25 protein-coding genes and 1 pseudogene are annotated in these 25,195 nt (G+C 64.4%); 9 read left to right on the forward strand and 17 right to left on the reverse strand.

Annotation, left to right across the window (positions count from 1 at the left end; all coding sequences use genetic code 11):
- Positions 1 to 5: 5 nt before the first annotated feature.
- On the forward strand, positions 6 to 869 hold the full coding sequence (locus tag NKH38_RS20330) for a hypothetical protein (RefSeq protein WP_352762730.1): 864 nt from the start codon (positions 6 to 8) through the stop codon (positions 867 to 869).
- A gap of 6 nt (positions 870 to 875) precedes the next feature.
- On the opposite strand, the gene NKH38_RS20335 is transcribed toward NKH38_RS20330, so the two are convergent.
- From NKH38_RS20335 to bcoG, 7 genes are all read right to left on the reverse strand, one after another.
- Positions 876 to 1,808 carry an alpha/beta hydrolase gene (locus NKH38_RS20335; protein ID WP_352762732.1) on the reverse strand — a complete coding sequence of 311 codons (933 nt, stop codon included), beginning with the start codon at positions 1,806 to 1,808 and terminating at the stop codon, positions 876 to 878.
- Between the two features lie 124 nt (positions 1,809 to 1,932).
- Positions 1,933 to 2,715, reverse strand: coding sequence for a carnitinyl-CoA dehydratase (locus NKH38_RS20340; RefSeq protein ID WP_023711294.1), 783 nt, complete (start codon positions 2,713 to 2,715; stop codon positions 1,933 to 1,935).
- Positions 2,708 to 4,786, reverse strand: a complete 2,079-nt coding sequence (locus NKH38_RS20345) for an acetate--CoA ligase family protein (RefSeq protein ID WP_352762735.1) — start codon at positions 4,784 to 4,786, stop codon at positions 2,708 to 2,710. The genes NKH38_RS20340 and NKH38_RS20345 overlap by 8 nt, the downstream gene beginning before the upstream one ends.
- A gap of 3 nt (positions 4,787 to 4,789) precedes the next feature.
- On the reverse strand, positions 4,790 to 5,953 hold the full coding sequence (locus NKH38_RS20350) for an acyl-CoA dehydrogenase family protein (RefSeq protein ID WP_352762736.1): 1,164 nt from the start codon (positions 5,951 to 5,953) through the stop codon (positions 4,790 to 4,792).
- 5 nt (positions 5,954 to 5,958) lie between these two features.
- The gene (locus tag NKH38_RS20355; protein ID WP_352762739.1) at positions 5,959 to 7,053 is read right to left on the reverse strand and encodes a 3-hydroxyacyl-CoA dehydrogenase NAD-binding domain-containing protein; all 1,095 of its coding nucleotides are present in this window, start codon (positions 7,051 to 7,053) and stop codon (positions 5,959 to 5,961) included.
- A gap of 2 nt (positions 7,054 to 7,055) precedes the next feature.
- On the reverse strand, positions 7,056 to 7,679 hold the full coding sequence (locus NKH38_RS20360; protein ID WP_023696919.1) for an HD domain-containing protein: 624 nt from the start codon (positions 7,677 to 7,679) through the stop codon (positions 7,056 to 7,058).
- Positions 7,680 to 7,693: 14 nt separating this feature from the next.
- Positions 7,694 to 8,617, reverse strand: a complete 924-nt coding sequence (gene bcoG, locus NKH38_RS20365) for a 3-dehydrocarnitine:acetyl-CoA trimethylamine transferase BcoG (protein ID WP_023668863.1) — start codon at positions 8,615 to 8,617, stop codon at positions 7,694 to 7,696.
- A 78-nt stretch (positions 8,618 to 8,695) separates the two neighbouring features.
- Here bcoG and NKH38_RS20370 point away from each other — a divergent pair, with 78 nt between their 5' ends.
- The gene (locus NKH38_RS20370) at positions 8,696 to 9,676 is read left to right on the forward strand and encodes a GlxA family transcriptional regulator (RefSeq protein ID WP_023668864.1); all 981 of its coding nucleotides are present in this window, start codon (positions 8,696 to 8,698) and stop codon (positions 9,674 to 9,676) included.
- A 61-nt stretch (positions 9,677 to 9,737) separates the two neighbouring features.
- On the opposite strand, the gene NKH38_RS20375 is transcribed toward NKH38_RS20370, so the two are convergent.
- Both NKH38_RS20375 and xylA read right to left on the reverse strand, forming a co-directional pair.
- Positions 9,738 to 9,941 (reverse strand): hypothetical protein, encoded by a 204-nt coding sequence (locus NKH38_RS20375; protein WP_023668865.1) that lies wholly within the window; start codon positions 9,939 to 9,941, stop codon positions 9,738 to 9,740.
- A 203-nt stretch (positions 9,942 to 10,144) separates the two neighbouring features.
- Complete coding sequence (gene xylA / locus NKH38_RS20380) at positions 10,145 to 11,470, reverse strand: xylose isomerase (RefSeq protein ID WP_023684279.1); 1,326 nt, start codon at positions 11,468 to 11,470, stop codon at positions 10,145 to 10,147.
- 110 nt (positions 11,471 to 11,580) lie between these two features.
- Between xylA and NKH38_RS20385 the strand changes: the two genes are divergently transcribed.
- Positions 11,581 to 11,943, forward strand: a complete 363-nt coding sequence (locus tag NKH38_RS20385; protein WP_023689938.1) for a nuclear transport factor 2 family protein — start codon at positions 11,581 to 11,583, stop codon at positions 11,941 to 11,943.
- Positions 11,944 to 12,134: 191 nt separating this feature from the next.
- Here NKH38_RS20385 and xylB read toward each other — a convergent pair whose 3' ends face one another.
- The 3 genes from xylB to NKH38_RS20400 all read right to left on the reverse strand — a co-directional run bounded on the left by xylB (position 12,135) and on the right by NKH38_RS20400 (position 15,644).
- Positions 12,135 to 13,589, reverse strand: a complete 1,455-nt coding sequence (gene xylB, locus NKH38_RS20390; RefSeq protein ID WP_023729680.1) for a xylulokinase — start codon at positions 13,587 to 13,589, stop codon at positions 12,135 to 12,137.
- Between the two features lie 81 nt (positions 13,590 to 13,670).
- Positions 13,671 to 14,996: a tetratricopeptide repeat protein gene (locus NKH38_RS20395; RefSeq protein ID WP_352639291.1), complete on the reverse strand. Its 1,326-nt coding sequence runs from the start codon at positions 14,994 to 14,996 to the stop codon at positions 13,671 to 13,673.
- A gap of 24 nt (positions 14,997 to 15,020) precedes the next feature.
- Positions 15,021 to 15,644: a LysE family translocator gene (locus NKH38_RS20400; protein WP_023729682.1), complete on the reverse strand. Its 624-nt coding sequence runs from the start codon at positions 15,642 to 15,644 to the stop codon at positions 15,021 to 15,023.
- Positions 15,645 to 15,873: 229 nt separating this feature from the next.
- Between NKH38_RS20400 and NKH38_RS20405 the strand changes: the two genes are divergently transcribed.
- From NKH38_RS20405 to NKH38_RS20430, 6 genes and pseudogenes are all read left to right on the forward strand, one after another.
- The gene (locus tag NKH38_RS20405) at positions 15,874 to 16,641 is read left to right on the forward strand and encodes a L,D-transpeptidase (protein ID WP_023668871.1); all 768 of its coding nucleotides are present in this window, start codon (positions 15,874 to 15,876) and stop codon (positions 16,639 to 16,641) included.
- A 99-nt stretch (positions 16,642 to 16,740) separates the two neighbouring features.
- Positions 16,741 to 17,907, forward strand: coding sequence for a diphosphate--fructose-6-phosphate 1-phosphotransferase (locus NKH38_RS20410; protein WP_023729683.1), 1,167 nt, complete (start codon positions 16,741 to 16,743; stop codon positions 17,905 to 17,907).
- Entirely contained in the window at positions 17,907 to 18,671 is a 765-nt protein-coding gene (locus NKH38_RS20415) for an MBL fold metallo-hydrolase (RefSeq protein WP_352762745.1), read from the forward strand. The genes NKH38_RS20410 and NKH38_RS20415 overlap by 1 nt, the downstream gene beginning before the upstream one ends.
- 15 nt (positions 18,672 to 18,686) lie before the next feature.
- Positions 18,687 to 18,917 (forward strand): annotated as a pseudogene (locus NKH38_RS20420) (PDZ domain-containing protein); the annotation flags it as partial.
- A gap of 130 nt (positions 18,918 to 19,047) precedes the next feature.
- Positions 19,048 to 19,659 carry a molybdopterin-dependent oxidoreductase gene (locus NKH38_RS20425; protein ID WP_352651083.1) on the forward strand — a complete coding sequence of 204 codons (612 nt, stop codon included), beginning with the start codon at positions 19,048 to 19,050 and terminating at the stop codon, positions 19,657 to 19,659.
- Complete coding sequence (locus NKH38_RS20430) at positions 19,656 to 20,396, forward strand: FAD-binding oxidoreductase (RefSeq protein ID WP_352762747.1); 741 nt, start codon at positions 19,656 to 19,658, stop codon at positions 20,394 to 20,396. The genes NKH38_RS20425 and NKH38_RS20430 overlap by 4 nt, the downstream gene beginning before the upstream one ends.
- 45 nt (positions 20,397 to 20,441) lie before the next feature.
- Here the strand turns inward: NKH38_RS20430 and NKH38_RS20435 are convergent, their stop codons facing one another.
- From NKH38_RS20435 to NKH38_RS20455, 5 genes are read right to left on the reverse strand one after another with little or no spacing between them, the layout of a single operon-like run.
- The gene (locus NKH38_RS20435) at positions 20,442 to 21,908 is read right to left on the reverse strand and encodes a nucleotidyltransferase family protein (protein WP_352762749.1); all 1,467 of its coding nucleotides are present in this window, start codon (positions 21,906 to 21,908) and stop codon (positions 20,442 to 20,444) included.
- Positions 21,908 to 22,600 (reverse strand): glycosyltransferase family 2 protein, encoded by a 693-nt coding sequence (locus NKH38_RS20440; protein ID WP_352762750.1) that lies wholly within the window; start codon positions 22,598 to 22,600, stop codon positions 21,908 to 21,910. Before NKH38_RS20440 ends, NKH38_RS20435 begins: the two co-directional genes overlap by 1 nt.
- On the reverse strand, positions 22,585 to 23,337 hold the full coding sequence (locus NKH38_RS20445) for a glycosyltransferase family 2 protein (protein ID WP_352762751.1): 753 nt from the start codon (positions 23,335 to 23,337) through the stop codon (positions 22,585 to 22,587). The genes NKH38_RS20440 and NKH38_RS20445 overlap by 16 nt, the downstream gene beginning before the upstream one ends.
- A gap of 33 nt (positions 23,338 to 23,370) precedes the next feature.
- Entirely contained in the window at positions 23,371 to 24,114 is a 744-nt protein-coding gene (locus NKH38_RS20450; RefSeq protein WP_352762752.1) for a glycosyltransferase family 2 protein, read from the reverse strand.
- Positions 24,111 to 25,160 (reverse strand): serine kinase, encoded by a 1,050-nt coding sequence (locus tag NKH38_RS20455; RefSeq protein ID WP_352762753.1) that lies wholly within the window; start codon positions 25,158 to 25,160, stop codon positions 24,111 to 24,113. The genes NKH38_RS20450 and NKH38_RS20455 overlap by 4 nt, the downstream gene beginning before the upstream one ends.
- Positions 25,161 to 25,195 lie beyond the last annotated feature (35 nt).

Here is a 25,195-nt window from a genome sequence, read left to right on the forward strand (position 1 = left end):
GTTCGGTGTCTGCCGCCGATCTCGATGTCTATGTAGAGAGCCTGCGCAATTTCCGACTGGTGCGGAGCTATTGCATCGCGCAGTTACTGCCTTACCTGGAACAGGCTGGATTGAAAGTGCGCCTGCTCGACCGGCCGGCCGGCCGAGATCGGGCGCCGGTGGCCTTTCTGCATGTCGACCTGACAATCGTGCCGCCAACGTACCGCGGTCTCGGCCACCTCTACGACCGCACCATCAATGGCCGCGCGCTGTCCATCCACCGGCACCTTTATTCGACACTGAAGCTGGAGGCAGGCGACAGCCACGAGGGGCCGGTTGTCGTCAAGACGGTCCTCAACTCCAGGGGCCGACCAGAGCAGCGCTGGTGGCAGCATCGCAACGGCCTGACCAGGAGCGCGCATGCCATCCGCAAGCTCTTCGAACCCGGCTACAAGGACCGCCTGTGCCCGCCCTATAAGGTCTACCAGACGATCGGCGAGGTTCCGCGGGATGTATGGCGCAACAATCGCCTGATGGTGGAAAAGTTCGCTTTCGATACGCTCGACCTGCCCATCGTCAAGCACCGCTACATGTTCCTGCTCGGTGCCGAGGTCAACATGCGGCAGGTCTACGACGATGTGTTGTGCGCCGGCTCAAAAATCCTGAGCAATGAGGTGGGCGGCGCCGTCCCGCCGGAGGTGCTGGCGGTGCGGCAAAGGCTCAATCTGGATTTCGGCGCCATCGACTATTTCATCGTCGACGGCAAAGGTATTGTCGTCGATGCCAACAAGACCGTCGGCTCAAACCCGGAATGGCTGAAGAAAAACCGCTTTCGCCGGGAGTTCAACGATCGCATGGCCGAGGCGCTGATCGCCTTTGTCCGCGGTTGAGCCGGATCACCAGATCCAGTCGCCCTTGCCCAGCACCGACACCGCTTCGACGATACGGTTGAAGCTGGCGCGGGCCCGGCCGACCGTGTGCCTGGCCCGGAGATAGCCGTGCACCAGTCCCGGCTCCTCGAACCAGGCGGCATGGCCGCCGGCAGCGAGGACGCGGTCGCGATAGGCCTCGCCGTCCGACGACAGCGGGTCGCATTGCGCGGTGATCAGCACTGTCGGTGGCAGGCCGATGAAATCTGCGTCGGCCAGTGGATACAAAGTGATGTCGCCGGTCCCATTGAGGCCGCCGGTGCGGATATCCCTGTAGAAGTCGAGATCGCGCGCCGTCAGCATCGGCGCTTCCGCATGCGTCAAATAGGAGCCTTGCGAACGGTCGCCGCCGAGGCCGGGATAGATCAGCACCTGGCCGATCGACTTTTTGGCATGGCTGCGCGTCGCGTGGGCGAGAGCCGCGCAGAGATTGCCGCCGGCGCTGTCGCCGCAGAGCAAAATAGGGCAGTCGTAGTTTGAGGCCGCCCATTCAAAGGCATGCAGCGCATCGTCGAAGGCGGCCGGGTGCAGATGCTCCGGCGCCAGCCGGTAGTCGATGGAGACCACTTCGAAGCCGGTCCGGGCGCACAGCTCGGCGCAGACATCGTCATGGCTGTCCAGCCCACCGAGGATGAAGCCGCCGCCATGGATGTAAAGCACCATCGCGGCATGGCCCGGTGTCGCGCTGCGATAAATGCGGATCGGGATGTCGTGGGCGGCAATGATTGTTTCCGCCGTCACGCCATCGGGATAGCCGGCAAAAAACTCGCGGCACATCCTGTCATAGATCGCACGCTGCTGGGCGATGGTGTAGTTGATCGTGTCGGGCGGATAGTAGGAGTTGGTCTTCTCGATGAAGGCCCAGGTCTCGGCGTCGATGAGGGTTTTGTAGTCGGTCATGCAGCTCCTTTACCTCCCCCTTGATGGGGGAGGTCGCCGCGAAGCGGCGGGTGGGGGGTGGTGGCGCATCACCCCACCCCGGACCTTCGGTCCGACCCTCCCCATCGAGAGGAGGGTAAAGAGGCTACTTCCCCTTCCACACCGGGTCGCGCTTTTCTGCGAACGCACGAAACCCTTCCATATTGTCCTCCGAGCCATACAGCGCATCGACCGTCGCCAATTGCCGACGCGTCACGCGGTTCATCGCGTCCTGGAAGGTCAGCGCCTCCGCCACCCGCGCCGTCTCCTTGATCGCGGCGAACACCAGCGGCGGGCCGCTGGCGAGCAGCCTTGCGATCTCCCAGACGCGCTCCTCGAGCTTGTCCTTGGGCAGCACTTCGTTGACCAGGCCCCAGCGATGCGCTTCCGCCACATCCATCCAGCGGCCGGTGAGCAGAAGGTCCATGGCGACATGGTAGGGAATGCGCTTGGGCAGCTTGATCGTCGCGGCATCAGCCAGCGTGCCGGCGCGGATTTCGGGCAGGGCGAAGGAGGAATGGTCGGAGGCGAAAATGAGGTCGCAGGACAGCGCCAGCTCGAAGCCGCCGCCCACCGCCATGCCGTTGACGCAGGCAATGATCGGCTTGTTCATGTCGCGCAGCTCCTGCAGGCCGGCAAAACCGCCGACGCCATAGTCGCCGTCGACCGCGTCGCCACCGGCGGCTGCCTTCAAATCCCAGCCGGCGCAGAAGAACTTGTCGCCGGCGGTCTTGACGATGGCGACGCGCAATCCGGGATCGTCGCGGAACGCCTTGAAGGTCTCGCCCATCAGCCGCGAGGTCTTGAGGTCGATGGCGTTGGCCTTGGGCCGGTCGAGCGTGACCTCGAGGATGGTGCCCTCGCGGCGGGTGGAAATGACGTCAGACATTCTTCTTCTCTCCCAGCACCAGCAGCGCGTCGGCGATCCAGGCGCCCTTGCCCTCGGCGCAGACGATCAGCGGGTTGATGTCGAGTTCCTCGATCTCTCCGGCATTCGTCTGCACGAAGCCGGCAATGCCCGCGATGGCGTCGATGGCAGCCCCGACATCGGCCTTGGGCCGGCCACGATAGCCGTCCAGCAGCGGAAACAGTTTAAGGCCACGCAGGGCGGCCTCGATGTCGTCGCGCGTCGCCGGCAGCATGAGCGTAACGCTGTCGCGCAACAGTTCGACCAACACGCCGCCGGTGCCCAGTGTCATGACCGCGCCGAACATCGGATCGCGGGTGAAGCCGACGATCAACTCGGCAACGCCGTCGCGCACCATGCGTTCGACATAGAGGCCGGTGCCGAGCGGCAGCAGATCATGCGCCGCCGTGCTGACCGATTCGGCGTCCTTGAGATTGAGCCTGACAGCGCCGACCTCGGATTTGTGGGTGACGCCGAGCGCCTTCAGCGCCACCGGGAAGCCGAGCGCCATGGATGAGATGACGGCCTCGACAGCGTTAGCGGCACGTTCTGCCTTCGGCACCGGCAAGCCGGCCTTGATCAGCCGCGCCTTGGCTTCGGCCTCGTCAGGGGTGACATGGTCGCCGCCGGCAGCACCTGCAGCCGACGTGTCGATCGGCTGCGCCTGCGGCTCGGCCCAGGCCCAGCCGATGAAGGCCGCCGCGCCTGCGGCATCAATGGCCTCGGAAATGCCGAACAACGGCACCATGCCGCGCGCCATCAGCTCGGCGGTGTATTCCTCCGGCAGGTTCTCCGGCAGCGACGAGACAATCGCGCCATGCGCCTTGTTGGTCTTCAGCGCCGCCTCGAAGGCGCGCAGCGTCGCCCACCAGTCGGTGACCGAGCAGCGGTCGGGGCGCGGGAAATCGAGCACCAGCATGTTGAGGTCGAAACCGCCCGACACCATGGCGGTGAAGGTGGCGGTCATCGCCGGTTCATTGTTCCAGATGAAGGTGTGATAGTCCAACGGGTTGGCGACCGCGACCAGCGGCCCGAGCGTCGATTTGACATGGGCGCGGTGTTTGCTGGTGAGCTCCGGGAAATTGACCCAGCGGCCTTCGGCGCTGTCGGCCATGACAGAGGCTTCGCCGCCCGAGCAACTCATCGATGACAGTCTATAGCCGGGCAGTGGTCCTGTGACGTGCAGAAGCTTCAGCGCCTCGATAAAGGCGGGGATGGAATCGACGCGCGCAATGCCGAGCCGCCGCAGGAAAGCGCCCGAAGCGGCATCCGAACCGGCGAGCGAAGCTGTGTGCGAGACGGTCGCCTGCCTGGCCTGTTCGGACCGGCCGACCTTCATGGCGATGATCGGCTTCTTCAGTTCGCGCGCCCGCGCCGCCAGCTTCTCGAAGCCGGCTACCGAATCGAAGGCTTCGATGTGCAGGCCGAGCGAGGTGACGCGCTCATCCTCGATCAGGCCGAGCGCCATTTCGGAGAGGCCGGTCTGCGCCTGGTTGCCGGCGGTCATCAGGAAGGCGATCGGCAGGCCGCGCTTCTGCATCGTCATGTTGATGGCGATGTTGGAGGACTGGGTGATAATGGCGACGCCCTTGGCGCCTTCGGGCAGCCTGATGCCGCCATGCTGGTCGGGCCATAGCAGCGCGCCATCGGCATAGTTGATCAGGCCGTAGCAGTTCGGCCCGATGATCGGCATCTGGCCCGCGGCAGCCACCAGTTCGGCCTGCAGCCGCTCGCCGTCATCGTCATAGGCCTCGGTCTCAAGAAAGCCCGCGGCAAAACAGACGGCGCCGCCGGCGCCGCGCTCAGCCAGCGCCTTGATTACCTCGATGGTGAGATGCCGGTTGACGCCGACAAAGGCAGCGTCCGGCGCGTCGGGAAGGTCGGCGACCGAGCGATAGGCCTTGCGGCCGGCGACCTCGTCCTTGTTCGGATGCACCGGCCAGATTTCGCCGGCAAAGCCCATCTTGATCGATTGCGCGACGACGGCAGCGGCCTGCGCCCCGCCGAACACGGCGATGGATTTTGGACGCAGGAGACGTTCAAGCTTATGCATGGTTTATGCCCCGAACGGGCGCAGCAGCGCCCGCGAAATGATGTGGCGCTGGATTTCCGACGTGCCTTCCCAGATGCGCTCGACGCGGGCGTCGCGCCAGATGCGCTCCAGCGGCAGGTCATCCATCAGCCCCATGCCGCCATGGATCTGGATTGCTTCGTCGGCAACAAAGGCGAGCATTTCGGTAGCCTTCAGCTTCGCCATGGCCATGTCCTGGTCGGTGACGGTGCCCTGATCGTACTTCCAGCCGGCTTCGAACACCATCAGGTCCGCCGCCTTCAATTCCGTCGCCATGTCGGCGAGCTTGAACGACACGCCCTGGAACTTGCCAATCTGCTGGCCGAACTGCTGGCGCTGCGCGGAATACTCGATGGCATGACCGAGCGCCCGCTCGGCGCGGCCGAGACAGGTGGCGCCGACCTGCAGGCGCGTGGCGCCGAGCCAGGAATTGGCGACGTCGAAGCCCTTGTGGACCTCACCCAGCACCTGGCTTGCCGGCAGGCGGCAATCGTCGAATTCGAGGATGGCGTTGGTGTAGCCGCGATGCGAGACGTTGCGGTAGCCGTCGCGCACGGTGAACCCCCTGGTGCCCTTGTCGACGAAGAAGGCGGTGATCTTCTTGCGCTTGCCGCGCGGCGTTTCGTCCTCGCCCGAAGCCATGAAACTAATCGCGAAATCGGCAAGATCGGCATGGGAGATGAAATGCTTGGTGCCGTTAAGGACCCAGTCGTCGCCGTCCTGCACCGCGGTCGCCTTCATGCCTCGCAGGTCGGAGCCGGCGCCGGGCTCGGTCATCGCCAGGCAGTCCCACTTCTCGCCGCGGATGCACGGGAACAGGTATTTTTCGCGCTGCTCGGGCGTGCCGGCGAGCAGGATGTTGGAGGGGCGCGCGACGCAGGTCCAGTGCAGCGCATAGTTGGCGCGGCCGAGTTCCTTCTCGTAGAGCAGCCAAGTCACCGTATCGAGGCCGGCGCCACCGACATCGGCCGGCATGTTGGCCGCATAGAGCCCCGCTTCGATTGCCTTGACCTTGATCTCCTCGATCAGCTCGCGGCGCAGCACGCCGGTGCGCTCGACCTCGCGTTCATGCGGGTAAAGCTCGTTCTCGACGAAAGCGCGCGTCGTCTCGACAATGAGCTTCTGTTCCTCCGACAGCCCGAAATCCATGGTCTTCAGCCCTTCTTCTTTTTCTTCGGTTTTTCCGCCTTCTTTACCGGCTTGGATGCCTTGGACTTCTCGGCGGCCCTGGATGCGGCCGGCTTCTTCGCCGCCAGCTTGGCCAACTGCTTGGTATAGTCCTTTTGCAAGGCGCCGGCGCCCCAGCCCTTGCCTTTGTTCTGTTTAGACAGAGCATCCATGATCGCGACCAGATTGTCGTCGCGGATCCTTTCCAGCTCACGGATCGACAGGCCATGCGCCTGGTCGTCCGACTGGGTGGCGATCAGATCGACCAGCTCGTCGTTGAACTCCGGCACGTCCATCAGCTTGGTCCACGGCCATTTCAGGCACGGCCCGAACTGCGCCATAAAGTGGCGCATGCCGGCCTCGCCGCCGGCGACGCGGTAGACCTGGAACATGCCCATCTGCGCCCAGCGCAGGCCGAAGCCATAGCGCATGATGTCGTCGAGTTCCTCGACCGTGCAGATACCGTCCTTGATCAGCCACAGCGCCTCGCGCCAGGCCGCTTCGAGCAGGCGGTCGCCGACAAAGGCCTCTATCTCCTTGCGGATCACCACCGGCTTCATGCCGATCGAGGCATAGATTTCCTTGGCAACCTCGATCGCTTCGGGGAACGTCTGCTCGCCGCCGACGATCTCGACCAGCGGCAGCAGGTAGACCGGGTTGAAGGGATGTCCGACAACCAGCCGCTCCGGATGCTTCTTCATCGCCACCTGCATGTCGGTCGGCTTGATACCCGAGGTTGACGAGCCGACAATGGCGTTGGCCGGCGCGTAGAGATCGATCTCGGCCAGCACGCGGTGTTTCAGGTCGAGCCGCTCCGGCACGCTCTCCTGGATGAAATCGGCGTCGGCCACCGCCTCGGCGATGGTCTTGGCAAAGGTCGGTCTGCCTTCCCTGGGCAGGCCGCCGGGAACCATCTGCTTGTAGGCGCGGCGCGCGCCCTTCATCACTTCCGAGACCTTGCGTGACGCTTCCGGGTCCGGATCGAAGATCGACACGTCGATGCCGTTGAGCAGCAGCCGCGCCACCCAGCCGGCGCCAATGACACCGCCGCCAATGGCGGCTGCCTTGTTGATGATGCTCATGGTCAGGCTCCGGTTCTTGTCTTGGCGGTTTCGGGGTCGATGAGAGGCACGCGCTCGCCGGAGCGGATCACGGAGGGGTCGTAGGCCTTGCGGGCGAAGACTTCGAGCACGAAGGGCCGGAAGAATTCGATCGGCAGCGTGTCGAAGTCCGGGTCGAAGCTCGACTGGTCCCAGCGTTCGCAAAACTGGTCGCAATCGTCGAAATAGGCATGGCTGGCGAAGCGGTCGCGAGCATGGCGGTTGCCGCCGAGATGATGCGCGTAATAGAGCCGCTGGAAGTCGCCATGCTTTTCCACCACCCAGGTGCATTGCTCGCGCACGAAAGGTTTCAGGATCGAAGCGGCGTATTCGTCGTGATTGTAGGGAGCGTAGATGTCGCCGATGTCGTGCAGCAGCGCGCAGGCGATCCAGTCGGTGTCGGCGCCGTCACGCCAGGCCCGCGTCGCCGCTTGCAGCGAATGGCCGAGCCTGGTGATCTTGTAGCCCGACAGGCCTTCGTCGAGTTGCACCAGTGCGTCGAGCAGCCGCTCGCCGGTCCTGGCGGCATAGTCGATCTCATGGGCGGTCAGGAACTCATAGTCTTGCCTGTCGCCATCCTTCATCGCAGTGAATTTGACGGTAGCCATGATCCGCTCCCGTCTTAAGCAGCCGCTGCGATCGGCGCCCGCTTGGTGAGGTTGAGCTTCCTGCGCACTTCCTCCGGCCCCAAAATCCTGGCGCCGAGATTGGTGACGATGCTGGCGGCGCGCTCGACCAGCTGCGCATTGGTGGCCAGCACGCCCTTGTCGAGCCAGAGATTGTCTTCGAGACCGACGCGGACATTGCCGCCGGCGAGCACTGCAGCGGCTGCATAGGCCATCTGGTTGCGGCCGATGGCGAAGGCCGACCAGTTCCAGGTCGACGGCACGTTGTTAACCATGGCCATGAAGGTGTTGAGGTCGTCCGGCGCCCCCCACGGCACACCCATGCAGAGCTGCACCAGCGCGTCGGGATTCAAGACCTTTTCTTCGACCAGCTGCTTGGCGAACCAGAGGTGGCCGGTATCGAAGGCTTCGATCTCCGGCTTGACGCCGAGCGCCGTCATCATGCCGCCCATTGCGCGCAGCATGCCGGGCGTGTTGGTCATGACATAATCGGCCTCGGCGAAGTTCATGGTGCCGCAATCCAGCGTGCAGATTTCTGGCAGGCACTGGCGCACATGTTCCATGCGGTTGGTGGCGCCGCCCATGTCGGTGCCTTTTTCATTGAGCGGCAGCGGCGCTTCCGGTGAGCCGAACACCATGTCGCCGCCCATCCCGGCGGTCAGGTTCAGGATCACATCGACTTCTGCCGCGCGGATGCGGTCCGTCACTTCGCGGTAGAGATGGACATCGCGGCGCGGCTTGCCGGTCTCGGGGTCGCGGACATGGCAGTGGACGATGGCGGCACCGGCCTTGGCCGCATCGATCGCCGAATCGGCGATCTGCTTGGGCGAGCGTGGCACATGCGGGGAGCGGTCCTGCGAGCCGCCGGACCCGGTCACGGCACAGGTAATGAAAACCTCACGGTTCATCGCGAGCGGCATGGACATCTCCTCTCCATAGAAACAGACCCTAACAATGACCGACTTGCCGGAAACTGTTTTGCAATTTACGAAGCTCTCGTGATCAAAAGCGAAAAACCGACCATCTTTCGCGCTGAGCGATCGCCGCTCAAGGTGACGCTGCTGGTGTTTTCAGGCTCGTCCATCATGTGCGTGGCGTCGACCGTCGACCCGCTGCGCGCCGCCAACCGCATCTCAGGTGAGACGCTGTTCGATTTCAAACTGGTCTCGGTCACCGGCGAGGCGCCGGTCACCACATGCGGCCTGCCGGTGGCGGTCAGGGGCCGCTTCGATGCGGCCGAGCCGACCGACGTGCTTGTCGTCGTCGCCGGCTTCGGCACCCAGAATTACGCGACATCGGCTCTGCTTTCCGGATTACGGCGAGCGGCCCGCGCGGCTCGCGCCTGCGGCGGCGTCGAGGCCGGCACATGGCTGGTGGCGCGCGCCGGCCTCCTCGAAGGCCGCAGCGCCACCACCCACTGGGAAGACATGGAGGATTTTTCCTCCGCCTTTCCCGGCGTCGACGTGCGTCCGGACCGCTACGTCATCGACGGACCGGTGTTCACCTCGGGCGGGGCGTCGCCGACCTTCGACCTGATGCTGCATCTGATCCGCACCCGGCTCGGCATGGCCGTCGCGCTCGATGTCGCCAGCGTCTTCATCTACGACCAGGCGCGCGCCGCGACCGACGCGCAGCCGCTGGTCTCGCTCGGCCGGCTCGACGGCTACGACCCGCGTCTGGCGCAGGCTATCCGGCTGATGGAATCGCATGTCGACCAGCCGCTGACCATCGACGCGGTGGCAAAACGCGCCGGGGTGACGGCGCGGACATTGGAGAGCATTTTTCGCAAGTCGATCGGCGAGACGCCGGGCGCATATTATCTCAGGCTGCGGCTGGGCGCGGCGCGGCGGCTGGTGGTCGACACGCGCATCGCCATGGCGGATATTGCCGGGCGGACGGGGTTCTCGTCCGCCGCGGCATTTTCCAGAGCGTTTTCAAGAGCTTTCGGCGAAGCCCCGGTCAGGCTGCGCCGAGGTTGATGCATGTCGCCCAAGAGTGTGTCGCGGTTTTGGGATAACGACATGCACAGACAAAGGGAGATCAGGCGGCGTTCTGTCGATCGCTGCCGGCGTCCATCTGCGAGCGCATCTGCCTCGCCAGACGGACTTCAAATCGGCTGCTGACAGCACGATCCCATTCGTTTTTTACGCTGTCGGTCGGCCGCGGCAGCGCCATCAGCCGGTCGATGATCGATCCGGTCTCGCCGGATGAGAGCAGGGCGTCGATTTCGCGTTCATGCTGCATATCGGTTCGCCTCCTTCCTTTTCACCCGCCACAACTGCATCCTTATACGAGATACGTGACGGCAGTTTGAAGGCAGGAGCGCGGTCATTGAGGGGCGGCAAAGGGCAAAACCTTGTCGTCGGACACAGGCCTGCGCAAACCAGTTTCGGGGCGGAGGTTGTTATCCCGCCGCCCTTAGAGCCGTGCGAACAGAGTTTCCGCCTTTAGACGTAGCGGTTGACGATGTTTTCCAGCAACTCCTGGCGGCCGGAGCGTGGCTGCGGCTCGATCTTCTTCTTCACCACGCGCTCGGCGATGTCTTCCAGCGAGCGCTTGCCCGACAGCATCGCCTTGCCCTCGGCCGTGTTCCAACCGGCATAGCGCTCGGCCAGCGGACCCGACAGCGCCTTGTCCTCGACCATCTTGGCGGCTGCCTTGAGGCCTCGTGCGCAGGAATCCATGCCGCCGATATGGCCGATCAGCAGGTCCTGCGGGTCGAGCGACTGGCGGCGCAGCTTGGCGTCGAAATTGGTGCCGCCGGTCTTGAAGCCGCCGGCCTGCAACACCTGGTAATAGGCCAGCGCCATCTCCGGCACATTGTTGGGGAACTGGTCGGTGTCCCAGCCCGACTGGTAGTCGTTGCGGTTCATGTCGATCGAGCCGAAGACGCCGAGCGCATTGGCCAGCGCCAGCTCGTGCTCGAAGGAATGGCCGGCGAGAATCGCGTGGCCCTGCTCGATGTTGAGCTTCACTTCCTTCTCCAGCCCGAAGCGCTTGAGGAAGCCGTAGACCGTGGCAACGTCGTAGTCGTACTGATGCTTGGTCGGTTCCTGCGGCTTCGGCTCGATCAGGATCGTGCCTTTGAAGCCAATCTTGTGCTTGTAATCGACGACGAGACTGAGGAAGCGCCCAGCCTGCTCCTGCTCGCGGGCAAGATCGGTGTTGAGCAGCGTTTCATAGCCCTCGCGCCCGCCCCACAGTACATAATTCTCGCCCTTCAGCCGCTTCGTGACGTCGATGCAGCTTTTCACCGTCGCCGCCGCATAGGCGAAGACATCCGGATCGGGATTGGTGGCGGCGCCGGACATGAAGCGGCGGTTGGAGAACAGGTTGGCCGTGCCCCAGAGCAGTTTGACGCCGGTCTTCTTCATCTTGGCGGCAAAATAGTCGGCGATCTCGTCGAGCCGCGCGGCACTTTCGGAGAAATCCTTGCCTTCCGGCCGCACGTCGGCGTCGTGGAAGCAGAAATAGGGCGCGCCGAGCAGCGAGAACATCTCGAAGGCGACGTCGGCTTTCAGCTTGGCCAGTTCCATCGTGTCGACGCCGCCAGCCTTGGGAAACCAGGGCCGGTCGAAGGTCTGGCCGCCAAAGGGATCGCCGCCCGGCCAGGCGAAAGAATGCCAGTAGGCGACGGCGAAGCGCAGATGGTCTTCCAGCCGTTTGCCGGCCACCACCTCGTCGGGATTGTAGAAGCGGTAGGCCAGCGGATTGGTCGAATCCGGCCCCTCATACTTGATCGCTTTGATGTCGCCGAAAAATCCGCTGCTCATGATTTCTGTCCTCTCTCGAATTCACCCTGATTACCTCAGGCGTAATTGGTTTCGCTCTCGCTTGGGGTGAAAAGCCTCGTGTCAAAGCCACTCAACGAAGGAGACAGACCATGACCGACCTCAACACGATCGCCCAGAACTACATCACCGCCTGGAACGAGGCCGATGCGGATCGCCGCGCCGAACTGCTCAAGGCCACCTTCACCGAAGACGTCAGCTACCGCGATCCGCTCATGCAGGGCGACGGCCACGCCGGCGTTGCTGGGCTGATCGACGGCGTACAGCAGCGCTTCGCCGGCTTCCGGTTCTCGCTGAAGGGTACGCCGGACGGGTTTGGCGACCGCATCCGCTTCTCGTGGAATCTTGGGCCGGAAGGCGTGCCGTCGGTTATCGAAGGCACCGATATCGGTGTTATCGAAAATGGGCGCCTGAAGAGCGTCACCGGGTTTCTGGACAAGGTGCCGGCGCAGTGATCGATTAAGGGTGGCGCGAGACACCCCCCTCTGCCCTGCCGGGCATCTCCCCCGCAAGGGGGGAGATTGGCTGGCATCCACGCCTTCGCTAATCACCCACCTTACAAGACTGGCATACCCGCCGACGCTGCCGATCTCCCCCCTTGCGGGGGAGATGCCCGGCAGGGCAGAGGGGGGTGCCTCGCGCCGACTCACGCGGTCACGCCTTTGATCGCCGGATACAGCGCCCGGTAGCGCTGATAGGCATCGGCATACGCCCCGCCAAGCGCAGCATCCGGCTCGATCGTCGCATCCGTCCTCGGCGCCGTGCACACCGCCAGCGGATCAGCCCCTGTCGCCGCGATCAGACCAAGCCTCGCCGCGCCAAAGGCAGCACCGAAATCGCCGTCGGCCGGAATGTCCACGGGCACCTGCAGCGCCGTAGCGATCGCCTTCAGCCAGTAGCGCGAGCGCGAGCCGCCGCCGATCGCGGTTACCCGGGTCAAATCCGTGCCGGCGGTCTTCAGGGCTTCGAGACTGTCCCGGAATGCGAAGGCAACGCCCTCGAGCACGGCTTGCGTCAGCACCGCGCGGCTCGACTCATGCGCCAGTCCGGTGAAGGACCCACGAATGGCGGAATCATTGTGCGGCGTGCGCTCGCCCGAGAGATAGGGCAGGAACGACACCCCGCTCGGCGCTTTCAGCACATCGCCAAGTTCGGCGGTCAATTCGCCGGCCTTCTTGCCTGAAATCTCCGACAGCCAGTTCAGCGAGTCGGTCGCAGACAGGATGACCCCCATCTGGTGCCAGGTGTTGGGCAGGGCATGGCAGAAGGTGTGGACCGCACTTGCCGGATTGGGCAGGTAGGAAGCGTTGGCGGCAAACAGCACGCCAGATGTGCCCAGCGACACAAAAGCGTGACCGGCGCCGACCGTGCCCATGCCGCAGGCCGAAGCAGCATTGTCGCCGGCGCCGCCGGCAACCGGGGTGCCCGATGCTATGCCCCAGCTGGCGGCCAGTTCGGCGCGCAAGGCTCCGGCCTTCTCCGTGCCTTCGACCAGCGACGGCATCTGCCTTTCGTCGAGCGATGTCGCCGCAAGCAACTCGGGGGACCAGCGCCGTTTGCCGACATCGAGCCAGGAGGTGCCGGCCGAGTCGGACATTTCTGAGATATGCTCGCCGGTCAGCCACAGCCGCAGGAAATCCTTCGGCAAAAGCACCTTCGCCACTTTGGCGAAGACGGAGGGCTCATTGTTCTTCACCCAGGCGAGTTTCGGCGCCGTGAAGCCGGGGAAGACGATATTCCCGGTGAGTTGGCGAAAGCGCGGGTCGGCATCGAGCGCCGCGGCCTCAGCGTGGCTGCGCGTATCATTCCACAGAATGCAGGGGCGCAGCACCTGGTCGCCGGCATCGAGCAAGGTGGCGCCATGCATATGGCCGGAAAGGCCGATGCCCTTGACCGCGGCAAGCTCTTTCGGGTGCGAGGCTTTCAGCTCGGCAATGGCCGTCTCGCAGGCGCGGATCCAGTCCGTGGGGTTTTGTTCGGACCAGCCGGGATGCGGCCGCGATACGTCAAGCGAAGCATGGCCGGAGCCGATGATCTTCTGCCCGGCATCGATCAACAGCGCCTTGACGCCCGACGTGCCGAGATCGAGGCCGAGATACATGCATTCCTCCCATTGCCATTAATTTTTTCGGGTCTCGAAAAAATCTGGCTTGCCAGTTTTTAAAACAAGATCCGCCGCGGGTCAATTCTCTGACAAATTGGCGGCGCGTTGCGAAAACAGCGCCGACAGCGGACTGTCCGGCCGGGCCAGTGCGCGCTCGGCCGTCAACGCCCGGGCAAGCGCTGTGTCGCCGGCGCGCAACGCCGCCTCGATCAACGTGAGATCAATCACATCGCGCTGGGCGTGGCTGCCGCCAAAGCGATGGGCAATGGCGCGGATCGGTCGGATCAGGCGCACCGCTTCGCTGTAGTTGCCCTCGCCGAATGCCTTGATGCCTTCCGTCAGTGGCTGGCCGACATCCCGGGTGAAGGCGGCGTTGTCGTCGCTGCCGCGCATCGCCTCGTGCTGGGCTTCGAGCAAGATCTTGACCGGCGCTTCGAGACCGGCGCCGACGAATGCCATCATCGCATGCGCATCGTTGAAGGCGTAATTGCCGGCTCCAGCCTTCGGCGCCCAGTTGGCAGCGAGCGCTGCCCAGCGGTCGCCGACATCGACACCGCCGAGATAAAGCCGCCACAGGATCGCAGAGGCGTCGACCATGTTCAGCGCCAGCGTCGAACGCTCGCCATAGATCGGCCCGTCATAGAGCTTGAGCACCTCGTCGGTCTCGCCGAGATCGTAGTGGAACAGCGCCAGATGCCACCAATTATGCACCTGCAGGAAGCTTTCCTTCGTCCACGCCTCGGGGTTGGTGCGCATCCAGGCGATGCCGTCGCGTTGCCGGCTCTGCATCTCCATGACATGGGCGACCGCATGCTGCGCCCAGCCGTCTCGCGGCTCGATCTCGATCGCCTGTCGGCCGAAACTTTCGGCCCTGACATAGTCGCCCATCTCCTCGAGACCGAAGGCCTGCATACCGAGAATGGCGTGATAACCCGGCATGCCGCACCGCCAGGACGGCAGCGCGCGGCCGATACGGTCGCGCAGCATGCGGGCATTGCCGGTGAAGAAGTCGATCTGGTGGCCGACCTGCAACGCCACCGCGTCGAGCGGGTTGTCGATGGCGATATCTTCGAGCAGGCGCGCGGCGTCATGCCAGCGTCCCCCGGCAAGGTGGCCAAGGGCCGCCACATGCGCCTGTTCGCGCGGCGTCGCGGCAAGCGGCAGTGCCGCAGCATGGCACGCCTGGGCGACCGCCGTTGCCTCGCGTTCGGTGGCGAGGCCGAACAGATACCCCTTGAAGACATGCGCCATGACGAAACCGGGATCCGCCGATATGGCGCGGTCAACGGAGCCGACCGGGTCGCCGACGAAGCATTGCAATTCATGAACGGCCTGGCTGTAGGGTGAAAACCCGGCCTCGGTCGCGCCCGAGAACATTAGGCCGAATGGATCTCTTACTGCCATATCGGCCCTGATGCTCCGCAGTTCCTAATTGCCCGAGCGCATCGCCACCGTGGCGATCCCGGCGCCGACCAGCAGCGTGCCGCCGGTGCGGTTGAAGATGCGGGTCGCCTTGGGGTTGCGTACGACGTTGCGGGCGCGCGCCGCAATCAGCGCGTAGCCGAAGGCATTGGCGAAGGCGAGCGCCAGGAAGGTCGCTTCAAAGATCAGCATCTGAGCCCAGAAATCGGCTTCCCGGTTGAGGAACTGCGGCAGGAAGGCGACGAAGAAGGTGATGCTCTTCGGGTTGAGTGCGGTGACCAGCCAGGCGTGCGCCATCATCTTGGCGGCCGAGACGGCATCTGTGCGTGGTTCGGCTTTGAGCGCGCCGCCGGCGCGAAACAGTTTTACCCCGAGATAGATCAGATAGCAGGCGCCGATCAGCTTTAGAATGGTGAACACGGTCGCCGACGCGGCCAGCAGCGCGCCGATGCCCAGCATCGACAGGGTCATGGCGGTGAAGTCGCCCAGCGCCACGCCGACGGCCATCGGCAAGGCGGTGCGCCAGCCCTGGCCCAGCGCATAGGACACGACCAGAAGAATGGTCGGGCCGGGAATGATGAGCAGAACGGTGGAGGCGGCGGCGAAGGCGGCCCAGTTTTCGAACGACATCTTTGTCTCCTTGAGCGCAAAGAAAAGGATAAATCCTCGTGTGCGGAGGAATGTAAAGAGCCCTCTCCCAAAAATGCACGGCGGACCATTTCGCCAGATCGCTGCGGCTATTGGCGGCACAGGCTTAAGACCGGTCGTTGGGCCTTCACCCTTTTTCAACCATGTTTGGCGAAACTGCCTGCTATCCGGCCGGACCATGTTTCCCGCCGACAGCGTAGGGTTTGGGTGCATGCGTGAGTTGCCGCAGAATGTGACGCCGCCAGCAAATGGCGACGCAAACGAGACCGAACATCTCTATTCCCGCCGCTTCGTCCTGTCAGGGGCCGGCGCCATGACGCTGCTCGGCATGGCCGGCTGCAGCACTTCGACGCTCGAGCTGCCGCAATTCCAGCTGGATGACACGGTCACCGGCTCGGTGCGGCCGATCCGTCCGGCGATCAGCGTCGACAAGAACGTCACCGGCCCCGATGTCATGTACGCTTCGCTCAACGATGGCGGCTTCGAAGTGCCGGCGGTGCCCTATCAGAAGGTCAAGCCGGAGTTCCGCCGCCAGATCGTCGTCAACGAGACCGGCGAGGCGCCCGGCACGATTGTCGTCCATCTGCAGGAGCGAAAGCTCTATCTGGTGCAGGAGGGCGGCGACGCCATCCGCTACGGCGTCGGCATCGGCAAGGACGGCTTCCGCTGGTCCGGCCGCGCCAACATCCAGTACGGCAAGGAATGGCCGACCTGGACGCCGCCGCCGGAGATGATCCAGCGCAAGCCGGAACTGGTGAAATGGCAAAACGGCCAGCCCGGTGGCCTCACCAACCCGCTCGGCGCACGCGCTCTTTACATCTACCAGGACGGCAAGGACACCGGCTACCGCATACACGGTTCGCCGGAATGGGCGAGCATCGGCCAGGCGATGTCGTCGGGCTGCGTGCGCCTGATCAACCAGGATATCATCGACCTCTACAGCCGCGTTTCCAAGAAGAACCCGGTCGTCGTCGTCTGATCCTGTGCGGCGGTTTGGCGCCGGTGGAAACTCCCGTTGCGCGATGCGGCAAGCTAGGCCAAGGTGCCTTGAAAACCACAGCGCCGGGAGAGATCGAGCATGGCTGGAACGTTTGTCATCGCACAGGGCGGCGGCCCGACCGCCGTCATCAACCAGACGGTTGTCGGGGCCACGCTGGAAGTCCGCAAGCGCCATCCCGGCGCCAAGGTGCTGGGCTCGCTCCACGGCGTGCGCGGCATTCGTGACGGCAACTATGTCGACCTCTCCGCCATCCCAGAGGACCGGCTGCGGCTGATCGCCGGCACGCCGAGTGCCGCGCTCGGCTCGACACGCGACAAGCCCGACGCTGCCTATTGCGAAGTCATCCTCAACGGGTTGAAGAAGGCCGGCGCCGACGCATTCATCTACATCGGTGGCAACGACACGTCGGGCACGCAGCAGATTCTGACCGACGCCGCCGGCGGCAGCATTGCTTTCGTCCATGCGCCAAAAACCATCGACAACGACCTCGAGGAAAACGACCACACGCCGGGCTTCATCTCGGCGGCCGAATTCGTCGCCGGCGCCTTCCTGTCCGTCGATCTCGATTTCCGCGCATTGCCCGGCATCTATGTCGGCATCGTAATGGGTCGGCATGCCGGCTTCCTCACCGCGGCGGCTGCAGCCTGGCAGCTCGATCCCGACAGCGGCCCGCATCTGGTCTACGTGCCGGAACGGCCGTTCTCCGCCGCCGGTTTCATCGACGACGTGCGCGCCACGCTCGACCGCCACAAGCGTTGCATCGTCGCCGTCTCCGAAGGAGTCAGCACCGCCGACGGCAAGGCGCTGGTCGAAAGCCTGGTGCCGCCGGACAAGCTCGAGCGCGACGCGCATGGCAACGTCAAACTGTCGGGCAGCGACCTGCCGTCAGCTCTGGAACGTGCGCTCGCCGAAGGCCTGCCGGGCAAGCGCGCGCGCGTCGATGCGCTTGGCTACATGCCGCGCGGCTATGTCGGCGCGATCAGCGCCGTCGACGCGCAGGAGGCTTTCGGCGCCGGCGCCTTCGCGGTTGCCGTTGCCGGCGAAGGCGGTGGCTCGGTGGCGCTGCAATATGACGGCTCCAAAACCGTGCTGAAGAAGGTGCCGCTGAAGAACGTCGCCGGCAAGACGCGCCATATGCCCGACGATTTCATGAAGCCCGATGTCAACCAGCTGTCGGAAGCGGGCATGGCTTACCTGAAGCGGCTGGTGCCGGAAAAATACAAGGTGGGAAAGCCCTTCGTCTGATGGGCGGCCGTTTTGGCGGCACCCGTTTTGGTGGCGAGCGCGTTGTCGGCGACTGGTTCGGCAAGACGATCATCGACGACCGCACGACGATGCTGACCGAGCCGTTCGTGCATGATTTCGTGCGCGCCAACATCTGGCATTTCAGGGGACGCGACGCCGACCTGCTGGTCGACACCGGGATGGGCATCTGCCCGCTGGCGCCTGAGATCGACACGCCCGAGGGCAAGCCGCTCATTGTTGTCGCCACCCACATCCATCTCGACCATGTCGGCTCGCTGCACGAGTTTCCGCTGCGCGCCGGGCCGCGGCACAGTGCCGAGCATTTCGAGACCATGAACGATCAGGTGACCTACGCCTACATGTTCAACAATCTCGACGGCGCCGTTTCGAAATTGCCGGCGCCGGGCTGGACGGCGGCCGACTACAAGATCCCGCCGGCGCCGCTGACGCGCACGCTGGACGAGGGCGACATCGTCGACCTCGGCGACCGGCAGTTCCGCGTCCTGCATCTGCCCGGACATTCGCCGGATTCGATCGCTTTGTTCGAAGAGACGGACGGGTTGTTCTTTGCCGGCGACGCCATCTACGATTCCATGCTGATCGACGACCTGCCGGATTCCTCCCGGCCTGATTATCGCCGTACCATGCAGCGGCTCCTCGATCTGCCTGTCCGTCTCGGCCATGGCGGCCATGGGCCGAGCTTCGACGGCAACCGGATGCGCGAGATCGCCACAACCTATCTCAGGCGCACCGAAGGCCGCTGACGACATTGTGATCGGAACCAGCGTGGCGCCGTGGTCGAGCGCGTCAATCCGGACAAGGCAGCCGCCAATGCGGGCCTGCAGCCGGGCGACGTCATCGTCGCCGTCGACCAGTCGCCGGTGCGGAATGCGCGGCAAGCCAACCAGGCGATCGCCGAGGCCGGCAGATCGGGCCGGAAGTCGGTGCTGCTTTTGATCGATCGCGGCGACGCGCAAATCTTCGTCGCCGTATCCTTCGCCGCCGGTTGAGACATCATGGCAGGCTCGCCGGACCACCGACAGGCCTGCCGCACGGCCGCCGAAATTCCTATTGCCCGCCGCGACATCTTCGAGAACATTACGGCAGGCCGGCAATGGCCTGCTAAAAACGGACAGTCAAATGGTCACTCGCGGTTTTTCCTCCCGTCGAAAGCCTCCGACGGAGACCGATGCGCGCATTCCGCCCGGTCAGTATCTCGAACAGGGCTTTCCGGTGCTGTCGGCGGGGCCGACGCCGCGCGTGCGCACCGAGGACTGGTCGTTCACGCTCAAGCACGGGCCACGCCCGATCAAGAAGTGGAACTGGGCCGAGTTCAACGCGCTGCCCTTGACCAAGATGACGCGCGACATCCATTGCGTTACCGCCTGGACCAAGTTCGATACCGCCTGGCAAGGCGTGCTGGTCGACGACATCCTTGCCGATGCCGGCATCGAAGCGCCGACCGGCTTCCTGCTGGCGCATGGCTATGACGGCTATACCACCAACGTGCCGGCCAGGGATCTCACCGCGGGGAAGGCGATGGTGGCGCTGCTTTATGAGGGCAAGCCGATCACGGCCGACCATGGCGGCCCGGCGCGGCTCCTGGTGCCGCATCTCTATTTCTGGAAATCGGCCAAATGGCTGAACGGGCTGCAGTTCACCGAGCGCGACGAGCCGGGCTTCTGGGAATTGCGCGGCTATCACATCTATGGCGACCCGTGGCGCGAGCAGCGCTATAGCGGCGATCCATGAGCGAAGCGCCGCAATCTCCCTGGCAGACGGCGAAAATCACCCGGATCGAAAAGCGGACGCCACGCGTCACCAGTTTCTTCTTCGCGCTGTCACGGCCATTCGCCTATCGCGCCGGACAGCATGTCGATGTCAGGCTGACTGCGCCTGACGGCTACCAGGCGCGCCGCTCCTATTCCATCGCCTCGGCGCCGGAGAGCGGCGCCACGATCGAGCTGGCGATCGAGAAGCTCGACGACGGTGAAGTCTCGCCCTTCTTCCACGACATCGCCGCGGTCGATGACGAGATCGAACTGCGCGGGCCGCTCGGCGGCCATTTCGTCTGGTCCGATGGGGATGGCGGGCCGCTGCTTCTGGTCGGGGGCGGCTCCGGCGTCGTGCCGCTGATGGCGATGGTGCGTCACCGGACCTTGCGCAAATCGGCGGTGCCGGTGGAGCTGATGTTTTCGGTGCGGGTCTGGGACGAGGTGATCTTCCGCGACGAGCTGATCGGTCTCGGCGACCGCCGCGACGGGTTCGAGCTGGTGCTGACGCTGACGCGCGAGGCGGCACGGCGCCCGTCCGACTATTCGAGGCGCATCGACACGGCAATGGTCATGCAGGCGCTCACGCGGCTGCCGCGGCCGCCGGCGCTCGCCTTCGTCTGCGGGTCGAACGCCTTCGTCTCGGCGGCTGCCCAGGCGCTGATCGACGCCGGCATATCAGCGGAAATCATCCGCACCGAGCGCTATGGCGTCTGAGAGGGCCACAGTGGTTCACCGTTTCATGGAAACAGCCACCCGCTCTCAGGTGGGTGAAAACCTTGCCGACAGCAATTGGAACGGCAGCGCGCCATAGGCGGCGACTTCGGCCTCATTGTCCCAGTTGCGGAACTGGCGCGATGGCCGTGCCTCGATCACCAGAGGCCGGCCGGTGTCGTCCACCGTTAGCTTGCCGCGAAAGCGCAGCACACGTCCGCCGCCGGCGCGGCTGATCACTATGGAACGCAGGCGGGCGACATGGCCGCCGCCGGCATTGATTTCCATCTCAATGCGGCGCCGGATTGGTGGAACGACGATCCTGACGGTGACGTCCAGCACCATCGCTCCAGTCCTGTCCGGGCGCGGCAGGCTCTGGGAAAGTGCAAACGGCGCCGACGTCGCTCTTGCCTTGCGCAATGTCGGCCTGCCGCGCCAGACGGCGGGCGTCGGCTGCTGCAGGCGGCCCTTTTTGCGTTTGAGGCGCAACTGCTTGGCAAAGCCGCGCGACAGCCAAACGAGGCCGCCGAAATCGGTGCGCGGCTTGGCCTGCAGCACCGAGGACCAGCGCGACAGGCCGGCGCGGTCGGCCAACTCAATCGTCTTTGCAAGTTCGGCCTCCGGCACCGCAATGCCGATCTCCAGGCAGAGATAGGAGAGCGCCACCGCCGCGGCGACGGCGAGGCCCCGCTTGGCGATGATGTCGGCGAACACGCCCCAGTCGACTGCGCCACTCTCGATGGCGACCGCACAGTCGACCAGCCAGTCGCTGTGGGTGTGGGCATCGAGGCCGCCATGTGCGATGGCAAGCGCCATGCGGTCGGCCGGAGAGGGAACAAGCACGCGGACGCCATTGAAGTCGGCTGACAGCGCCCGCTGCCAGATCGCCAGATCATCTTCCGCGCTTTGCTGCGACCCGTCATAAGCGAGCTGGTGCAGGTCGATGTCGCCGAAACTGCCCTTGAAAAAATTCATCGAACGCAAGGACGCCAGCCTGGTGCGCAGATATTGCGGACTGACGCCGGTGGCGATCTGCCAGTCGCGTTCGCTAAGCACATCGAAGGCGGCAATCATGGCCTGCGAGCGCACCAGCATGTCGATGTCATGCGCCACCCGGCCGCGCTGCGCCGACGCGTTGACGGCGATGCGGCTGGCGCCTTTGATAAGCATCACCGCGCAGCCGGCGTCGATCATGGCCTGTAGCGCCGGCTCGGCTTCGCGCGCAGCCAGTCGCGATTTGGTCCACAGCATCTTTTGCAGGCCGACAAGACGTGGATAGGCCGGATGCCCAGCGAGCTTGCGGCCGAACCTGTCGGAGATCGCGGCCAGCAGCCGATGCTCGCGGAAAGCAGCATGGTCGATATCGTTCTCGTCGAGCCAGCGCGCCGCATAGCCCCCGGCCGCCTCTTCATCGGGGAGCAATGCGGCCTTCAGCAACTGGTCGAGGCCGCCCGTGGGCCATGACCAACCATAGTCCGGAAACCGACGGCCGATACGGCGCATGGCATTGGCCATCAGTCGGCGCTCGCCTTTTTCGCTGCTCGCCTTTGCATGGCCAGCCTTACGACTTCGACATAACCGCGGTCGCGCACGGGGTCGCGTCCATAGGACGTGCTGTCGGGCCGGATGCGGCGCAAGGTCAGGACATCGTCGAGCATGGCAAGCGCAAAGCCCGCCTCGCGGACACGGGCGATCCAGTCGACCATGTCGCCGCGACCGCCTTGCGGGTCGATGATCGGACCGACGGCCTCGGCTACCTCCCGGCGGATCATCATCGTCGTGCGCGACCAGCCCGCCACGGCCACGTCCTGTTGCACATCGGGCTTGTCATCGCGAAACGTCCGCCAGTGGGCAAAGACTCCTGCCGTCGCGGGAAACCGCTCGAAATGCTCCAGCTGCCTTTCGATCTTGGTCGGCAGCCACAGATCGTCCGCATCGAGCGTGGCGACGAAGGGCGTCGCCAGCGCGGCGATGCCCCTGGTGGTGGCGCTGCCTGGTCCGGCATTGTCCTGGCGCAACACCTGCACCGGCATGCCCAGCGCATTGACCACCGCGACCGTATCGTCGGTCGAGCCGTCATCGACGACGATTATGGCGTCGGGCTGGATCGTCTGGGCCGCGACCGATCGCAGCGTCTCGGCGATGGTGGCGGTCGCGTTGAAGGCCGGAATGACGACGCCGTAGCTGGCCATCACAGGAAACGCCAATTCGCAAGTTCCTTGAAATCGAAGATGCCGTCGACAGGGTGCAAGGAGCGGTCGGCCTCGCGCCGTTTCATCGACTTGTAGACGGCGCGCATGAATTCGCGAAAAGGAACATCGGCCTGCCTGGTCATGTTGCCGGGATGGCGCCGGTAATAGAGCGCAACAGTGTCGGGCATCGTGAATTTCGGCCCGCTTTCGAAAGTGCGCAGCAGATAGTCGGTGTCCTCGGCCTGGTGGAAATCCTCGTCGAAGCTGCCGATGCGTTCGACCAACCGCCGGACGAAGATAGCGGGAGACAGGTGAATGCCGCGAACCGTCACCGAGTGGCTGTCGGCTGTCGGCTCCAGCGTATCGTCATCTATGTCGTCGACCAGCGTCATGCGCGAATAGGTCAGCTCGAGGGTGGGGTCTGCGTCGAAACAGGCCAGATCCGCCTTGAAGCGGCCCGGCGGGGAAATGTCGTCCGAATCGAGAAACGATATCAGCCCGGTCTGCGGCAGCAATTGCCGCAAGCCCGCGTTGCGCGCCCGCGTCACCCCGGCATTCTCCTGCTGGAAAAGGCGAATGCACGGCGCCTCCGCGATCAGCGAGCGCACGACCGCCGCCGAACTGTCGGTCGAACCGTCATCGATAACGATGATGTCGAGATCGGCGGCATCGCGCTGCCTCAGCAGCGAGCGCAGCGCGGAGCCGACATGGCGTTCGCGGTTGTAGACCGGCATGATCACGCTCAGCTTCACGCACGCATTCCAGGCTGTGATCTGTTCATTGTTTCACCACTCTGCCGGGCGCTTGATCTCGAAAAGCCCCTCGACCGGGCGCCGCGACGGATCGGCCTTGCGCCGCCGCAAGGATTTCTGAATTACACGTAGGTATTCGCGCACCGCCACATCCCTTTGCTTGGTCAAATTGCCGGGGTGGCGCCGGTAGTATACCGCGACGGTGTCGGGAAAAATGTGCTTTGGGCTGGTTTCGAAAATGCGCAGCAGATAGTCGGCGTCTTCGCCCTGCCGGAACTCCTCGTCGAAAGCACCAGCACGGTCGATGAGTGCCCTGCGGAATATCCCGGCGCTAAGGCTGACGCCGCGCACGGTGGGACCTGCGCCGCCCGGTGCCGGCTGAAGGGCTTCGTCATCCATGAGATCGACGCGCGTCATCAGCGAGTAGGTCAGCTCGAGCGCAGGGTCGGCCGCGAACAGGGGTAGGCCAGCCTTGAATCGTCCAGCCGGCGAGACGTCGTCCGAATCCAGGAACGACACCAGTTCGGTTTGCGGCAGCAACTGCCTCAGCCCTGTGTTGCGCGCGTTGGCCACGCCCTGGTTTGCCTGCTGGAACAGGCGGATGCACGACGCTTCCCGCATGATGGCGCGGACTGCTTCAACGGAGCTGTCCGTCGAGCCATCGTCGACAACGATGATATCGAGATCGGCATCGTCGCGTTGCCTGAGCAGGGACCGCAACGTCGAAACGACATAGATCTCCCGATTGCAGACCGGCACGATGACGCTCAACTTCATGCGGCGCCCCGAAGGACGAAATCCGCAATCGTGCCGGCGATCTCGCGCGGCTCGGTCCCCAGCGACAGCCGGTAGCATGGCAGATCGCGGGTAAGCTCGCTGAAAAAGCGAAAGCCCGCTTCCCGCTCGCCCGGCATCTGCACGATTCCTGACGGCGCCAGGGCGATCATGGCATCCTTGCGCGATATGGGCATGACCGAGCTTCTCGCACCTCCCCTGATATGGGGCACTATCAAAGCAATAATGTCCAGACTTGCAGGAGTTGGTCGAGGCGCGATCTCGTCGATGTGAAAGGCATGCTTGCCTTGCCAGTTCAGCGGTTCGTACGACTTTAGCCGCTCCTCCAGCTTCAGCCGCTTGAAGCCCTCCGGATCCTGCTTGAGCGTGGCAAACAGCGGATAGGCCGTCACCCCCCCGGTCCGGTCGATCAGCACATAGTCGTCGCCGACGCTATCGAGCCCATTGAGCAGGCCGGCGACGACCGTTCCCGATTTTCCGGCTCCCCCGGAGCCCGCCAGCAACACGCCCTTGCCATCGATGCCCAGCGTGCCGGCATGGGTAAGCCGCATGCCGCGCGCCGCATATTCCCAATGCAGGAAGGCGCGCAGCGGCGCCGCCTGTTCCCATGGCGGAAAGGCCTCGGCCGCCATCATCAGCTGCGCCCCGACATGGCGTTGCGGATCATGGAACTGCCAGAAATCGAGGTCATGATAGTAGCTGCCGCGCAATCCGGCCTCTTCCAGCCGGTTGGCAAAGGCATGATGGTTGTAATCGCCTCGGCCCCAGGTGGCCGGGGCGAGGACGCCATCGATGCCCGGGTGGGCGACGAAAATGCGGCAGCCGTCAGATGCAGACGGATTTTCCGGGGCCGGTATGAAGGCATGGCTCATGGCTTCCGCCAGCGTGCCATGGTCGAGATGGACACTCAGCTCCAGTCCCGGCAACCGCACGCTGGTGGTAACGGGATAGAAGGCGGCGGCGCTTTCCGCGGCCGCCAGCACATGGCGGGCATAATCCGGCAGGGTTTGCAGCGTGATCAAAGGCATGTGTTGGTTGTTCAGCGTCCAGAATTGCGCCGGGT

Source organism: Mesorhizobium sp. M1078 (assembly GCF_040318615.1).
Taxonomy (GTDB): domain Bacteria; phylum Pseudomonadota; class Alphaproteobacteria; order Rhizobiales; family Rhizobiaceae; genus Mesorhizobium.

Coding starts and splice junctions, on each gene's coding strand:
- NKH38_RS20335 (WP_352762732.1), bottom strand. CDS start 1,808: ATGACCGACTACAAAACCCTCATCGACGCCGAGACCTGGGCCTTCATC.
- NKH38_RS20340 (WP_023711294.1), bottom strand. CDS start 2,715: ATGTCTGACGTCATTTCCACCCGCCGCGAGGGCACCATCCTCGAGGTC.
- NKH38_RS20345 (WP_352762735.1), bottom strand. CDS start 4,786: ATGCATAAGCTTGAACGTCTCCTGCGTCCAAAATCCATCGCCGTGTTC.
- NKH38_RS20350 (WP_352762736.1), bottom strand. CDS start 5,953: ATGGATTTCGGGCTGTCGGAGGAACAGAAGCTCATTGTCGAGACGACG.
- NKH38_RS20355 (WP_352762739.1), bottom strand. CDS start 7,053: ATGAGCATCATCAACAAGGCAGCCGCCATTGGCGGCGGTGTCATTGGC.
- NKH38_RS20360 (WP_023696919.1), bottom strand. CDS start 7,679: ATGGCTACCGTCAAATTCACTGCGATGAAGGATGGCGACAGGCAAGAC.
- bcoG (WP_023668863.1), bottom strand. CDS start 8,617: ATGCCGCTCGCGATGAACCGTGAGGTTTTCATTACCTGTGCCGTGACC.
- NKH38_RS20375 (WP_023668865.1), bottom strand. CDS start 9,941: ATGCAGCATGAACGCGAAATCGACGCCCTGCTCTCATCCGGCGAGACC.
- xylA (WP_023684279.1), bottom strand. CDS start 11,470: ATGAGCAGCGGATTTTTCGGCGACATCAAAGCGATCAAGTATGAGGGG.
- NKH38_RS20385 (WP_023689938.1), top strand. CDS start 11,581: ATGACCGACCTCAACACGATCGCCCAGAACTACATCACCGCCTGGAAC.
- xylB (WP_023729680.1), bottom strand. CDS start 13,589: ATGTATCTCGGCCTCGATCTCGGCACGTCGGGCGTCAAGGCGCTGTTG.
- NKH38_RS20395 (WP_352639291.1), bottom strand. CDS start 14,996: ATGGCAGTAAGAGATCCATTCGGCCTAATGTTCTCGGGCGCGACCGAG.
- NKH38_RS20400 (WP_023729682.1), bottom strand. CDS start 15,644: ATGTCGTTCGAAAACTGGGCCGCCTTCGCCGCCGCCTCCACCGTTCTG.
- NKH38_RS20405 (WP_023668871.1), top strand. CDS start 15,874: ATGCGTGAGTTGCCGCAGAATGTGACGCCGCCAGCAAATGGCGACGCA.
- NKH38_RS20410 (WP_023729683.1), top strand. CDS start 16,741: ATGGCTGGAACGTTTGTCATCGCACAGGGCGGCGGCCCGACCGCCGTC.
- NKH38_RS20415 (WP_352762745.1), top strand. CDS start 17,907: ATGGGCGGCCGTTTTGGCGGCACCCGTTTTGGTGGCGAGCGCGTTGTC.
- NKH38_RS20425 (WP_352651083.1), top strand. CDS start 19,048: ATGGTCACTCGCGGTTTTTCCTCCCGTCGAAAGCCTCCGACGGAGACC.
- NKH38_RS20430 (WP_352762747.1), top strand. CDS start 19,656: ATGAGCGAAGCGCCGCAATCTCCCTGGCAGACGGCGAAAATCACCCGG.
- NKH38_RS20435 (WP_352762749.1), bottom strand. CDS start 21,908: ATGGCCAATGCCATGCGCCGTATCGGCCGTCGGTTTCCGGACTATGGT.
- NKH38_RS20450 (WP_352762752.1), bottom strand. CDS start 24,114: ATGAAGTTGAGCGTCATCGTGCCGGTCTGCAATCGGGAGATCTATGTC.
- NKH38_RS20455 (WP_352762753.1), bottom strand. CDS start 25,160: ATGCCTTTGATCACGCTGCAAACCCTGCCGGATTATGCCCGCCATGTG.